General features: G+C 64.8%; 9 protein-coding genes. 6 read left to right on the top strand and 3 right to left on the bottom strand.

What is annotated here, in order from left to right; translation table 11 throughout:
• Nucleotides 1-61: 61 nt before the first annotated feature.
• Nucleotides 62-1,591, bottom strand: coding sequence for a L,D-transpeptidase/peptidoglycan binding protein (locus tag LKE50_07385; GenBank protein MCH3968418.1), 1,530 nt, complete (start codon nt 1,589-1,591; stop codon nt 62-64).
• Nucleotides 1,592-1,728: 137 nt separating this feature from the next.
• Here LKE50_07385 and LKE50_07380 point away from each other — a divergent pair, with 137 nt between their 5' ends.
• Entirely contained in the window at nt 1,729-2,565 is an 837-nt protein-coding gene (locus tag LKE50_07380) for an RNA methyltransferase (protein MCH3968417.1), read from the top strand.
• On the opposite strand, the gene ftsH is transcribed toward LKE50_07380, so the two are convergent.
• Nucleotides 2,525-4,447: an ATP-dependent zinc metalloprotease FtsH gene (gene ftsH, locus LKE50_07375; GenBank protein ID MCH3968416.1), complete on the bottom strand. Its 1,923-nt coding sequence runs from the start codon at nt 4,445-4,447 to the stop codon at nt 2,525-2,527. The two genes, LKE50_07380 and ftsH, sit on opposite strands and share 41 nt — an antisense overlap.
• Before the next feature lie 105 nt (nt 4,448-4,552).
• Nucleotides 4,553-6,460, bottom strand: a complete 1,908-nt coding sequence (locus LKE50_07370; protein MCH3968415.1) for a fructose-1,6-bisphosphatase — start codon at nt 6,458-6,460, stop codon at nt 4,553-4,555.
• 364 nt (nt 6,461-6,824) lie between these two features.
• On the opposite strand from LKE50_07370, the gene LKE50_07365 reads away from it, so the two are divergent.
• The 5 genes from LKE50_07365 to LKE50_07345 all read left to right on the top strand — a co-directional run bounded on the left by LKE50_07365 (nt 6,825) and on the right by LKE50_07345 (nt 14,006).
• On the top strand, nt 6,825-8,066 hold the full coding sequence (locus LKE50_07365) for a hypothetical protein (protein MCH3968414.1): 1,242 nt from the start codon (nt 6,825-6,827) through the stop codon (nt 8,064-8,066).
• Nucleotides 8,063-9,274 (top strand): hypothetical protein, encoded by a 1,212-nt coding sequence (locus tag LKE50_07360; GenBank protein ID MCH3968413.1) that lies wholly within the window; start codon nt 8,063-8,065, stop codon nt 9,272-9,274. The genes LKE50_07365 and LKE50_07360 overlap by 4 nt, the downstream gene beginning before the upstream one ends.
• Nucleotides 9,275-9,633: 359 nt before the next feature.
• Complete coding sequence (ileS, locus tag LKE50_07355; protein MCH3968412.1) at nt 9,634-12,447, top strand: isoleucine--tRNA ligase; 2,814 nt, start codon at nt 9,634-9,636, stop codon at nt 12,445-12,447.
• On the top strand, nt 12,431-12,961 hold the full coding sequence (gene lspA / locus LKE50_07350; protein MCH3968411.1) for a signal peptidase II: 531 nt from the start codon (nt 12,431-12,433) through the stop codon (nt 12,959-12,961). The genes ileS and lspA overlap by 17 nt, the downstream gene beginning before the upstream one ends.
• Complete coding sequence (locus LKE50_07345; GenBank protein ID MCH3968410.1) at nt 12,954-14,006, top strand: RluA family pseudouridine synthase; 1,053 nt, start codon at nt 12,954-12,956, stop codon at nt 14,004-14,006. Before lspA ends, LKE50_07345 begins: the two co-directional genes overlap by 8 nt.
• Nucleotide 14,007 lies beyond the last annotated feature (1 nt).

Here is a 14,007-nt window from a genome sequence, read left to right as displayed (position 1 = left end):
CCCATGCCGCTCTGGCATGGGGCCTTTGTCATGTATCGAAGTCCTGTCTCGCGCGGCGGACCTAGTAGTGGACCACGACGGGCGTGCCCACGCTTACCATCCCGTAGAGCTCGGCGGCCTTGCTGGACGGGAGGTTCACGCAACCATGGCTGCCATTGCCCTCGTAGACGGTGCCGCCAAAGCTGCTCCTCCAACTCGCGTCGTGGAGGGCATAGCCGTTGCCGATGAACGGCATCCAGTAGTCGACATAGCTGATGTACTCGGGCTCGCCGGTCGCGGTATCCGTCGCTCCGGTGAGCTTGACGTTTCCACTGCTCATGTATGAGGTGATGGCATAGACGCCCTCAGGGGTGCCATGGTCCTCGGTGGTGTCGCCGCTCACGCAGTCGCTCTCCCAGACCAAGGTACCGGATGCATCGTAGTAGCGGACATGCTGGTTGGTGAGGTCGACATCGACGTAGCTCGGACCCCAGTCGGGCTGGCCCTGCGTCGCATAGACGGCGTCCTCCTGGAGCATGGGGATGTCGACGCTTGCGGAGGTGCCGGCATTGAGGTCGTCGACGATGGTCTGCGCGAGGGTCTCGCCGTCGATGCTCCGGCCGTAGGTGCCTCCTGTGACGGTGATGACCACGCCGTCGGCGCGCGTGTAGGTGCGGGAGGTCCCTACGGTGTCGAGCTGTGTCGAGAGGGTGCCCTGCGTCCAGGCCTTGACGGCGTCAAGGCTGACCGAGACGTTCGTCCCGTCGACGGCCACCCAGTCCTTTATGGTCGCGGCATCGACTGTCGCCGCGACCGTCCCGTTCGAGTTGAGCGTGAGCGTCGTGGTGAGGTAGGCATTGGCCTTCGCTGCACTCTCGGCGAGCGTGGCGTCGTCCTTGAGGACGGCGGGCTTGAGGAGGCTCTCGTCTCCGAGGGTGATGCTTGCCTCGAGGGCGTCTATGTCCTTAGAGACTTCACTCACGAGCAGGTCCTTGTCGATGGCCGTACCATATGTCTCGGGCTGGACCGTGAACTTCGAGCTTGCCTGGTCGTAGGCGATGGTCGCATTCACGGGCTGGGTCGCCGTCGCGTTGACGGCATCGACGGCGTCAGACACGAGGGTGGTGAGCTTGTCCTGGTCGAACGTGACACCGAGGCCCGTTCCGAGATCCCTCTTCTGGAAGGCCTCGATGGGCCACGCCCAGGCGTTGATGCCTGATATCGCTTGCTTGACGTAGGCGTCAGCATCGAATGAGAGGCCGATGTCCGACCCCTTGATCGTGATGTCGATGCCGTCGCCAGTCACGGTGGACGCGTATGAGCCCGTCTGATCCGTGAGGGTCGAGGCGACGGCTGAGGTGGACTTGAGTGACACATCCGTCCCATTGAGCGTCGTTCCGGGGAGGAACACGTTCATGAACGCAACGGAGCCGACCACATAGACGACTGCCACGACAGCGATGACGACAGCGATGACCTTGCCTGGATGGCGGCGACGGCGACCTGCGGGGCGTGGTTGCGAACCAACCACCTCGCCTCCCGAGAGGGGGTTGGCGGAGACATAGCCCACCTTCGGCTCTGGCCTTCTGCCTGTGGTGTCTGTCTGCCTCATGTGGCTGCCTGCTGGTTTGGCCATGGTGCTCTCTCTGTTTGATGTGTCTGGGGGTGTTATCGTGAACGGGCACAATGGTACTGCAACCGTGGCCCAGTTTGATTGAAACACGCCATCTGTATCAAGAAGGGCACCATATGTCTATCGTACGGGTCGAGGGGACTTGCGACGCAAGGCTCAGCCCCTATGCCTCCATGACCGACCGACAGCTTCGCAACCGACTCGAGCCCCAGAGGGCCATCCTGATCGCAGAGACCGAGAAGGTCATACGGGTCGCACTCGAGGCTGGCCTCGAGCCGAGGAGCATGCTGCTCGAGGAGAAGTGGCTGAGGCCCATGGCCGATGTCATCGAGGGGCTGCCTGACGGCGTGCCTGTCTATGTCCTGCCGCACGCCCAGATGAGCGAGCTCGTGGGCTATAACGTCACAAGGGGCGCGTTCTGCGAGCTCTCGCGTCCGCGACCCATGCGCGTCCCTGACGTGCTCGGGGGTCGGCGCGTCGCCGTCATCGAGGACGTGACGGATGCCACCAACCTCGGGGCCATCTTCCGATCTGCCGCTGCGCTTGGGGTGGATGCGGTGCTGCTGACCCCCCGTGCGGCCGACCCGTATAACAGGAGGGCCCTCCGGGTCTCGATGGGCACGGCCCTGCTCGTACCATGGGCCCGGCTCGACTCCTGGCCTGCGCGGGGAATGGACGCCCTCCACGCCGAGGGCTATACCTGTGCGGCGCTCGCGCTCTCCGATGACTCGATCCCGCTCGACGACCCGACGCTCAAGTCATACGACCGGCTCGCGCTCCTTCTGGGCACCGAGGGCGACGGCTTGGCACCCACCACGGTCGCGACCTCTGACGTGGTGGTGCGCATACCCATGGGCCACGGCGTCGACTCGCTCAACGTGGCTGCTGCCAGCGCCGTGGCCTTCTGGGAGCTTAGGACTGGGCAGGAAGGGTGCCGGACTCGGGGGGAGTGAGCGCAGGGGCGAACCCATCATCTCGCGTGAAGATGCGCATGAACTCCTCGCCCGTGATCGTCTCCTTCTTCTGGAGGTAGCGCGCGAGCTCATGGAGCTTGAACTGGTTCCTCATGAGCGTGTCGGTGGCCTCCTTGTGGGCGTTCTCCACGAGCTTGACCACCGCGTCATCGACCTTCTCGGCGGTGCCTTCCGAGCAGGTGAGGGTGGCTCCCGAGTTGAGGTAGCGGTTCTGCACCTCGCCCAGGGCCACCATGCCGAACTCATCTGACATCCCGTACTGGGTGATCATATTCCGCGCGAGTTTGGTCGCCTGTTCGATGTCGTTCGATGCTCCTGTGGTGACCTCGTGGAAGATGAGCTCCTCGGCGGCGCGCCCACCGCAGAGCACGGCAAGCTTGTCCTCGGCCTCCTTGCGTGAGATGAGGAAGTGCTCGTCCTCCTCGACCTGCATCGTGTAGCCGAGAGCCCCGGAGGTACGGGGGACGATGGTGATCTTCGAGACGGGCGCCGCGCCCTTCTGCGTGGCGGCGACGATGGCATGGCCTATCTCGTGGTACGAGACGATTTGCTTCTCCTTCTCGGAAAGCACGGTCGACTTGCGCTTCTCGCCGGCGATGACCGTCTCGACGGACTCGACTATGTCGTCCTGGTCGACTCGGTTGCGACCCATGCGGACAGCCCTGAGTGCCGCCTCGTTGATGATGTTGGCGAGGTCAGCGCCTGAGGCGCCTGGCGTCATCCGAGCGATGACGTCGAGGTCGATCTTCCCTTCCATCTTCACGTCGTGGGCGTGGAGGGCGAGGATCGCCTTACGGCCGGCGAGGTCGGGGAGCTCCACGGGAACCCGACGGTCGAAGCGGCCTGGGCGCAGGAGTGCCGGGTCCAGGGTGTCCGGGCGGTTGGTGGCTCCAAGGACCACGATGCCCTTGTGGTTGTCGAAGCCATCCATCTCGGTGAGCAGCTGGTTCAGCGTCTGCTCGCGCTCGTCGTTGGTCGAGAGCCCGGCGTCACGGCGCTTGCCGATCGTGTCGATCTCGTCGATGAAGACGATGCAGGGGGCCTTCTCGTTTGCCTGCTTGAACAGGTCGCGGACCTTGGCGGCACCACGGCCGACGAACATCTCGACGAACTCGGACCCGGAGATCGAGAAGAACGGGACCTTGGCTTCGCCGGCAACCGCCTTGGCAAGGAGCGTCTTGCCTGTGCCCGGGGGGCCCACGAGCAAGGCTCCGCGAGGAAGCTTGGCACCGATGTCCGCATACTTGTTCGGGTTCTCGAGGAATCCCACGATCTCCTCGAGGGACTCCTTCGCCTCGTCCTCACCGGCGACGTCCTTGAACGTGATGCCGGTCTCGGTCTGCGCCACGACCTTGGCACCCGACTTGCCGAGACCACCCATGCCACCCATGCCTCCGCCACCAAAGGTCATGGAGGGGCCATCATCGCCCATCTGCTTCTTCATACGGCGATTGAGCCACCAGCCGAGCAGGATGAAGATGAGGATGGGGATGCCATATGAGAGGAGCATGTAGAGCCAGAGGTTGCTCGAGGTGTCGGTGATCTTTGCCGAGAAGGTCACTCCCTTGTCCTCGAGCCTGCTCACGAGCTCCGAGTCGTTGGGGAACTGGTTGCACTCGTAGACCTGCTGGGAGTCTCCCGAGCCGGTCGTGAAGGTGATCTTGGACGAGCTCGTGTCGAGGCTGACCTCACTCACCTGGCCATCGTCGACCATCTGGATGAAGGTGGAGTAGTCGACGTCTGTTACCTCGGTCTTCTGGATGCTGGGATACAGCAGCGAGTTGAGGGCGATGATGCAGGCGATGGCGATGACCACGTACAGGATCATCGACTGTCGCTTCTTGTTGTCGTTCATCTCCATGGGCTTCTCCTGAGGAAGGCATGTGGTTTGTTGGTCCGAGAAGAGATACCCATCATCCCGGGTTTCTATCTGCGCACTTGGACTTATGGATGGCTCGCGTGGACCTCACGCCTCGGCATGTTCCGTGAGCTCGCCGGACCGATAGGCTCCGAGCAACGTCTGGAGGTCGGCGATCTGGGCGTTGATGGCATCACCCGTGTCCGTGTCGGCGATGGTGAGCGGCCGCTCGTAGGTCTCGAACTGGTCGGACTCCGAGACGATGTCAGCATTGGACTCGAGGGCCGCCCGCACGCTCTCGAAGGGCCGGTGAGCCTTGATCCGCATGCCCGTGGGGTCTGCGATGAGGGTGTATCCCGCGATGCCCGTGGTCTTGTGGTAGGCCTTGCAGAAGCCACCGTCTATCACGATGAGTCTTCCGTCGGCCTTGATGGGGCTCTCGCCCTGGGCGGCACGCACGGGCATGTGCCCGTTCACGATATGGCAGGCGGGCCCCGCGAGGCCGAACTCGGCCAGAATCCGCTCACAGGTCCCAGGGGACTCGAGAAGCTGGTAATAGGGGTCCTCGGCCTCTACCCAGGTCTTCTCGTCCGTGAGGTAGGTCCTCTCGAACGTCTTGACCACCCGTCCGCAGAGGGGGGAATAGCGGCCGCACCACAGGTACCACATCCAGTCGAGCGCGTCTGGGTCGCTTCCTTGCCAGGCCCTTCGGCAGACGCGGTCGGCGAAGTCGAGGTACGACCTGCCTGCGTAGCGCTGGCCCGAGCATGACACGGATCTGAAACTGCCGTGGTCCGTGAGGGGGACGCACCCGTGGAAGAGCAGGTTCCCATTGTGGACGAGGTAGATGGAGCCGTGCTCGTAGAGGAAGTCGATGTGCGCGTGCAGACGCTCGCTCTCGCGGAAGGAGGTGACGAGGCCGTCGAGAACTACCTTCTCCTCGGGGCTCAGCTCGTAGGGGCGAGTGGGGTCCAGGGTGGGGAAGTCGCAGGTGGCGAGCGCATGGTCGACCCCTGCTATCTTGACCACGCCAAGGTCGGGATCGACGTGGTCGAGGAGGAGCCTGTCATCCATGTCGAACTCGGGGTGCCTCTTGACGAGCTGACCCTCGAGCTTGAACAGGATGACCGAGATGGCCTTCTCGCACGGGTTCATGCCATCGTCGGCCTTGTAGGTGGCGCCGGCGAACACGGCCAGCTGCCTCAGGCTGATCCCGTAGGCGCTCTCGAGGACCTCGAGGGTGCGATAGTGCACGTTGTTGCGGACGACGGCAGCCACGCAGGCGGCCGACCCTGCGGCGGCGCCCATCCAGCATACGTCGTGGTTGCCCCACTGGATGTCGAGGGAGTGGTATCCCATGAGCCGGTCGATGATGCGGTCGGCATGGGGCCCGCGATCGAAGATGTCTCCGACGATGTGGAGGTGGTCCACTGCCAGGCGCTTGATGAGGGAGGCGATCGAGCAGATGAAGTCTCCTGCCGACCCCGTCTCTATGATCGAGTCGATGATGCTCACGTGATAGGCGTGACGGTCGGATGCGGCCCCGTCGCTCGCATGGAGCAGCTCGTCGATGATGTAGGCATAGGCCACGGGCATGGCCTTCCTGACCTTCGAGCGCGTATAGCTCTCCGAGAGGAAGCGCGCGAGCCTGATGAGCTGGAGCAACGTCTGAGAGTACCACGCTGGTGTGTCCTGGCCCGAAGCCCGTACTTGACGGAGACGCTCGTTAGGGTAATAGATGAGGGTACAGAGGTCTGCCTGCTCCGTGGTCGTGAGCTCATGGCGGAAGGTGGCGGCCACCCGCTCGCGGATGACTCCCGAGCAGTTGTTGAGTATGTGCTCGAACGCCTCGTACTCCCCATGGACGTCGCTCATGAAGTGCTCGGTGCCCTTGGGAAGGTTCAGGATGGCCTCAAGGTTGATGATCTCGGTGTAGGCCGCCTGGCATGTGGGGAACTGTGCCGAGAGTAGCGAGAGGTACTTGAGCTCTTGCGAGTTAGGGGTGTTCAGGCTCATCGCGGATGCTCCCAATTGTTGGTGACCGCTCGATCAAGGACCATTATCACGTGCGGGGGGCCCTTGGGCCGAGACGTCACAAACAATCCCGCAAAGGCAGGACGGTCGATCACGTTCGGTGTACGACCGAAGCTCACGAAGCTGAAACCGTAGTGCCGCATATGTCGATTTGGTTCGGTGTAGAATGCCTGCATACACTAAACGTAGCCGATTCTGATGAGAGGCCAGTCCATTGACAGTTTCATCAAGGCACCTTCTCATGACTGTCTGTGTCGGACTTTGTGTCGCCATTGGCGCTGGCATGCCCACGTTGGCCTTGGCTTAGGAGCCTGGTTCTGCTGCCGTAGCCGTGGACCAGGATGATATGGCCTCTGCGAGTGGCTCGGCGGCCGACGAGGCCAAGACTGCTGACACGACCGAGAAGGACCAGCAGGCCACCTCGGCCACCACCCCGACCACCGATGCCGTCGATTCCACGACATCCGACACGGCGACCACCACGACCACGCCGGATGCCACGACGTCCGACACGGCGACCACCACGACCACGCCGGATGCCACGACGTCCGACACTGCGACCACGCCGGATGCCACCACGTCCGACACGGCGACGACCCCGACCACGCCGGACGCCACCACGCCCGACGAGGCGACGACGCCTGACGCCGATGTCACCACGCCCGACACGGCCACGACACCGGATGCCACCACGCCAGACGGGACGACGACGCCTGACGCCGATGGCACCACGCCCGACACGGCCACGACACCGGATGCCACCACGGACGACGAGCCCGCCACGGCCGCGGCCACCACCCAGGCGGCCACCACCCAGGCCGCGACCACCACCGTCACCACGCAGGCGTACAGGGACCAGTGGGTCCAGGAGGGCTCGCGCTGGTACTACTACGACGCCTCCGGCTCCCGTGCCTCCGGCTGGGTCGTCAACTCCACCTTCAAGACCTACGGCCTCCAGCGCTACTGGCTCGACACCACGACCAAGGCCCTCGCGTCCTCCGAGCTGGTCAAGGCCTCCGAGGCCGGGTACTGGGCCTACGCCACCAGGTACGGCTACGTCGTGCGCGGCCGCTACACGGAGGGCGGCGTCACCTACCTGGCAGACAACGACGGCAGGCTCGAGTCGCCCGGCTGGCACGTGAGCTCCGCCTACGGCCAGGGCCTCCAGCGCTACTACGTGGACTCGACCAAGCACGGCTGCACCGACGGCTACTCCACGGCGGGCTGGGCCCACTACACCACCCCCGCCGGCTACGTCCTGCGCGGCCACCTCACCTCCGGCACCGTCACCTACCTGGCAGACAACGACGGGCCGCCTGGCGAACTCCGAGGGCTGGCACGTGAGCTCCGCCTACGGCCAGGGCCTCCAGCGCTACTACGTGACCGCCGCCAAGCCACGGCTGCGTCACCGGCTACTCCGCGGCGGGCTGGGCCCACTACACCACCCCCGCCGGCTACGTCCTGCGCGGCCACCTCACCTCCGGGCACCGTCACCTACCTGGCGGACAACGACGGCCGCCTGGCGAACTCCGAGGGCTGGCTCGTGAGCTCCGGCCTACGGCCAGGGGCCTCCAGCGCTACTACGTGACCGCCGCCAAGCACGGCTGCGTCACCGGCTACTCCACGGCGGGCTGGGCCCACTACACCACCCCCGCGGGCTACGTCCTGCGCGGTGCCGCGACCTGCGCCGACGGCGCGAGGCGCATCGCCGACAACGACGGCCGCGTCCAGGCCTCCGGCTGGCTCGTGACGTCCGCCTTCGGCCAGGGGCTCCAGCGCTACTGGCTCTCCGGCGGCTCCGTGGCCGCCTCCAGGCTCGTCTCGCCCTCCGAGGGCGCGGGGTACTGGGCCTACGCCACCTCCGCCGGCTACGTCCTGCGCGGCCACCTCACCTCCGGCACCGTCACCTACCTGGCCGACAACGACGGGCGCCTGGCGAACTCCGAGGGCTGGGTCGTGAGCTCCGCCTACGGCCAGGGCCTCCAGCGCTACTACGTGACCGCCGCCTTCCACGGCTGCGTCACCGGCTACTCCACGGCGGGCTGGGCCCACTACACCACCAGCGAGGGATATGCGTTGAGGAACGCTTACATCCACACAGACGGAGTGCTCTATAGGGCGGACAATGATGCCTATCTGCTCGCCGTCTCGCAGTGCATGGATGGCATCGACATAGCGAGTTACCAGTCGTCCATGAACACCTCGGGAGTATCAGCTGACTTCATCATCGTGAAGGCGACCCAGGGCACCGGATACAACAACCCCTATGCGTCCTCTCAGCTGTCTGGCGCTGTTTCGGCAGGAAAGGGTGTCGGCCTCTACCACTATGCCGAGGGCGGCGATGCGGTCTCCGAGGCCGACCATTTCGTTGCGCGTGCCAGGAGCCTCGGCGTCCTCGGCTCTGCCGTGCTGGCACTTGACTGGGAAGGCGGGGATAACGCTACGTTCGGGTCCGGCAGCGACGTCTCCTGGTGTAGCACCTTCCTCAATCGGGTCTATCAGACCACGGGCGTGAGGGCGCTCCTCTATGTCAGCAAGGCCGTGACGAGCGAGTACAACTGGTCCTCGGTTTCCAGCTCGTATGGCCTCTGGGTGGCCCAATATGCGGACATGGACTCTCATAGTGGCTATCAGTCCGACCCATGGACCGACGGCAACGGGTATGGGTCCTGGTCCAGCCCCACGATCTTCCAGTACTCATCGACGACCTACGTCTCGGGCTATGGCTCGCAGGTCGACGTCGATAAGTTCTACGGCGACCTCTCCTATTGGAAGTACCTGGCTGGGGCGAGATAGCGCCAAGCCTATGGTCGATGCCTTGCGCCCGCCCGTCTCCCACATGAAGGCGGGCGGGCGTGCTATAGTTCCTGCGAAGGCATCGATGGGGACGAGTAGTCGGGGCCGTGCGTACCAAGAGCGAGCGGGGACGGTGTGAGCCCGCGTGCGCATCCCGACGAAGATCACCCCGGAGCCACGGCCCGAACGCAGCATCCGCTGCCGGTAGGCGTCGTCGGAGTGGCCGCCGTCACAGGCCAGCCGAGTACAGCGGAGAGGTTCCGCTCGCTGGGTGGTCAGCGAAGCAACGTGCAGGCGCTTCGTCCCAGCTGCGACGGGACGGGCGCCTTTTTTGGCGTCCCAGACGAGAGGACGCACGAGTGGCTAACACGTTCAAGAAGACCATGAACCTTCCCAAGACCGACTTCCCCATGCGGGCGGGACTTGCCAAGCGTGAGCCTGAGCGGCTGGCGAGCTGGTACGAGGACGACGTCTACTCCCAGATGCTCAAGAAGAACGAGGGCCATCCCCGGTTCGTCCTCCACGACGGCCCGCCGTATGCCAATGGCCCCATCCACATCGGACATGCCCTCAACAAGATCTCGAAGGACATCATCAATCGCTATTGGTCCATGCGTGGCTATCAGACGCCGTATGTCCCCGGCTGGGACTGCCACGGCCAGCCCATCGAGCACAAGGTCGAGGAGACCCTCGGCACCAAGAAGTTCAACGAGACCCCCACGCCCGAGGTCCGCACGATGTGCCGCGAGTTCGCGGTCGAGAACATCGACATCCAGCGTCAGGGCTTCAAGCGTCTCGGCGTGCTGGGCGACTGGGACCACCCCTACCTCACGCTCGTGAACGACTACGACGCGGCCGACATCGAGATCTTCAAGAAGATCTTCGACAAGGGCGCCATCTATCGCGGCCGCAAGCCGGTCCATTGGTGCAAGCACTGCCACACCGCGCTCGCCGAGGCCGAAATCGAGTACTCCGACGAGGTGAGCCCCTCCATCTACGTGCGCTTCGTCCTCACGAGCGTGCCAGCCGGCCTCGAGGCCTACGCGGGCAAGGTCGACGTCGTGGTCTGGACGACCACGCCCTGGACCATGCCGGCAGACACCGGCGTCATCCTCGGGCCCGAGTTCGACTACGTCGCCGTTCTCCACGATGGTCGTGCCGAGATCATGGCCTCGGCGCTCGCCGAGAAGGTCTGCGGGCTCGCGGGCTGGGACTACGAGCTCGTGAGCGTCAATGGCTCCGAGTGGCATGCCACGGGTGACGACCTGGTGGGGAACACCTACACGCAACCCATCTTCGATGACTTCGAGGGCCGCTTCATCACGGCCGACTACGTCACCCTCGATGACGGCACGGGCGTGGTCCACACGGCTCCCGGCCACGGCGTCGACGACTACAACGCGGGCATGAAGTGGGGCCTCGAGCTCGTCATGCCCGTCGATGACGACGGCCGCTTCTTCAAGGGAGAGGGCATCGGCACCGGAGGCCCCTTCTCGGGCATGGACACCGACGAGGCAAATCCGCACGTCATCGACTTCCTGCGCGATCGTGGCACCCTCGTGGCCGCCATCGACATCACGCACTCGTACCCGCACTGCTGGCGCTGCAAGCGTCCGGTCATCTTCCGTGCCACCGACCAGTGGTTCGTCTCGATGGACAAGACGGGCCTGCGTGACCAGGCGCTCGATGCCATCCAGCATAGCGTGCGCTGGTACCCGAGCCACGCCTCCAAGCGCATCACCGCCATGGTGGAGGGCCGTCCTGACTGGTGCATCTCGCGCCAACGCTGCTGGGGCGTCCCCATTCCGAGCTTCACCTGCGCAGACTGTGGCGAGAAGGTCATGAACGACGACACGCTCGATGCCATCATCAAGCTCTTCCACGAGAAGGGCTCGGATGCTTGGTTCACCGATGACCCCGCAAGCTACCTGGGGAATGCCTGCACCTGCCCCTCGTGCGGAGGGCACCACCTCACGGCGGACACCGACATCCTCGACGTCTGGTGGGACTCGGGCGTCTCGCACACGGCCGTCCTCGGCAACAGACCGGAGCTGAGGTTCCCCGCGGACATGTACCTCGAGGGCTCGGACCAGCACCGTGGCTGGTTCCAGAGCTCGCTGCTCACGAGCGTGGGCGCCTATGGCTGCGCCCCGTTCAAGTCGGTCGTGTCCCAGGGGTTCGTGCTTGACGGCAAGGGCCGCAAGATGAGCAAGTCGGTCGGCAACGTGATCGACCCTAACAAGGTCTGCGACGAGCGTGGGGCCGACATCGTGCGTCTCTGGGTCGCCTCCTGCGACACGTCCACCGACGTCGCCTGCGATCACGACATCCTCGACCACGTGGGGGACGCCTATCGTCGCTTCCGTAACACGTTCCGCTTCCTCCTCGGCGAGCTCGATGGGCAGTTCGACCCCACCTGTGACACCGTCCCCGAGGCTGAGCTCGACCCCTATGACCGTCTCGTCCTGGCTCGTCTCACCAAGGTGCACGAGGAGGTCGCCGCTGCCTATGCGGACTACCGGTTCAACGTGGTCTACCGCACGCTCTATGACTTCGTGATCACGGAACTCTCGAACGGCTACCTCAACGCCACCAAGGACCGCATGTACTGCAGCGAGAGGACCAGCGCCGCGCGGAGGAGCGCCCAGACGTGCTGGGGGCAGATCCTCTCGATGCTGCTCCATGACCTCCAGCCCATCCTGGCATTCACCTGCGACGAGGTCATGAGCTATGTGCCCGAGTCGCTCCGTGATGGTCGCGAGCGTGCCGCCCTCCTTGACTGGTACGTCTCTCCCATGGCTGATGCAGAGGCCGACCGCCTCGTTCCCTGCTATGATGCCATGCTCGAGGTACGAGCTGCCTTCACGAAGGCCTACGAGGAGGCGGTGGGTTCGGGCCTGATCTCCGAGAAGACCACCCAGGCGGCCCGCGCGAAGGTCGTCCTGCCCCAGGAAGGCTATGACCTGCTCACTGGTCCCGATGCCCCCGACCTTGCCGAGGTCCTCGTGTGCTCTGAGGTCGTCCTTGCGGTAGGTGACTCCCTTTCATGTGAGGTCATGCCTGCCGAGGGCGAGCGCTGCGAGCGCTGCTGGAACTGGCGCAAGGTCGGTAAGGATGGGCTCTGCCCTCGTTGCCATGATGCCGTGGAGGCCGCGGATGGCTGCTGCGAGTAGCGACTACCGTATCTCGGAGGCTGGCTGGGCCCATAGGCTCGACCGCTATGTTGCCGTGGCGGCTGCCATAGCCCTCACGGACCAGCTGCTGAAGAGGCTCGTGGAGGGCTCCCTGGTCGCTGGTCAGCGGGTCTCTCTCATACCCGGGGTCATGGACCTCGACCTCGTCTACAACACGGGGGCGGCGTTCAGCCTGGGCGAGGGTGCCGGATGGGTGTTCGTCGCGATCGCTGCCGTGCTGGTCGTCGGCATGGCGGTCTGGGTCGTCCGAGAGGAGCTGCCGAGCTCGGTCGTCTATTCGCTCGCCTGTGTGGCAGGCGGAGGCATCGGTAACCTCATCGACCGGGTCACGAGCGGCCGTGTGGTCGACTACCTCGCCACGAGCTTCATCGACTTCCCCGTCTTCAACCTGGCTGACATCGCTGTCACCTGCGGCATAGTGGCCGTGATCGTCTCATGGCTCGTGTGGGACCACTCGCGCGTCGCGGATGCGGGGGGCTCCGACCGTGACTGATCGTGTCGTCAACCGTATGGCGGGGATGAATGCCGACGGCGTACGTGTCGACTCGTGGCTCTCGGGTGTCGAGGGGCTCCCCTCACGGAGCGCCTGTGCCCATCTGGTGGAGCAGGGGCGTGTGAGCTTGAACGGCGTCGTCGTCACGTCAAAGTCCGAACGCCTCCGTCCAGGCGACCAGCTGCAGGTCATGCTTCCCATCGAGGAAGAGGGCCCGCGTGGCGGACTGCTTCCCGTGCCGATACCCATCGACGTGCGCTACGAGGACGCCTACCTCATTGTCATCTCGAAGCAGGCGGGTCTCGTCTGCCACCCGAGCCCCGGGCATGAGGCCGATACCCTCGCCAACGCCTTGGTCGCCCGCTATGGGGAGGAGCACCTCTCGCATGTGCAGGGCGAGGACCGTCCGGGCATCGTGCACCGGCTCGACATGGACACCTCGGGCCTCATGGTCTGCGCCCATGATGACGCCACGGCCAAGGCGCTCCAGGACCTCATACGCCTGAGGGTGCTCGACCGACGTTACGTGGTGCTCGTGCAGGGGTATGTGGCGCCTGACGAGGGACAGGTCGTTGCCCCCATCGCACGTTCGAGCCGTGACCGTCTGCGCATGTGCGTGGCTGACGGTCCCTCCTCGCGCGAGGCCATCACGACCTTCCGGACGCTCGAGCGCTTCGAGGCCGGACGCCGTGACGAGGGGTACTCCCTTCTCGAGTGCCATCTCTACACGGGTCGGACGCACCAGATCAGGGTGCATATGCGGCACATCAACCACGACGTCGTGGGTGACCAGCTCTACGGGCATGGGGACGGGCGCGAGAACCTCGGCCTTACCAGGCAGTTCCTGCATTCCTGGAGCATCGGCTTCGACCATCCCGTGACTGGGGAACCAGTGAAGCTTACCGACAGCCTCCCGGGCGACCTCTCTCGTGCGCTAGAATCACTCTCTGGTCGCTCCATGGGCCGAACCGAGGCGGGGGAGCGCATCGCGCCCGCCCTCGTCGCGGGCGAAGTGTCGGATCCGGACTCTCGTCAGGGAGCGTAGC

It is taken from the genome of Atopobiaceae bacterium, assembly GCA_022483015.1.
Classification (GTDB): domain Bacteria; phylum Actinomycetota; class Coriobacteriia; order Coriobacteriales; family Atopobiaceae; genus JALCUE01.
The sequence above is the reverse complement of the archived record's forward strand: the minus strand, read 5'-3'. Positions and strand labels throughout refer to the sequence as shown.

Bases quoted from the DNA above. Each gene is read 5' to 3' on its own strand.
- LKE50_07385 (MCH3968418.1), bottom strand. From the start codon at position 1,591: ATGAGGCAGACAGACACCACAGGCAGAAGGCCAGAGCCGAAGGTGGGC.
- LKE50_07380 (MCH3968417.1), top strand. From the start codon at position 1,729: ATGTCTATCGTACGGGTCGAGGGGACTTGCGACGCAAGGCTCAGCCCC.
- ftsH (MCH3968416.1), bottom strand. From the start codon at position 4,447: ATGGAGATGAACGACAACAAGAAGCGACAGTCGATGATCCTGTACGTG.
- LKE50_07370 (MCH3968415.1), bottom strand. From the start codon at position 6,460: ATGAGCCTGAACACCCCTAACTCGCAAGAGCTCAAGTACCTCTCGCTA.
- LKE50_07365 (MCH3968414.1), top strand. From the start codon at position 6,825: ATGGCCTCTGCGAGTGGCTCGGCGGCCGACGAGGCCAAGACTGCTGAC.
- lspA (MCH3968411.1), top strand. From the start codon at position 12,431: ATGGCTGCTGCGAGTAGCGACTACCGTATCTCGGAGGCTGGCTGGGCC.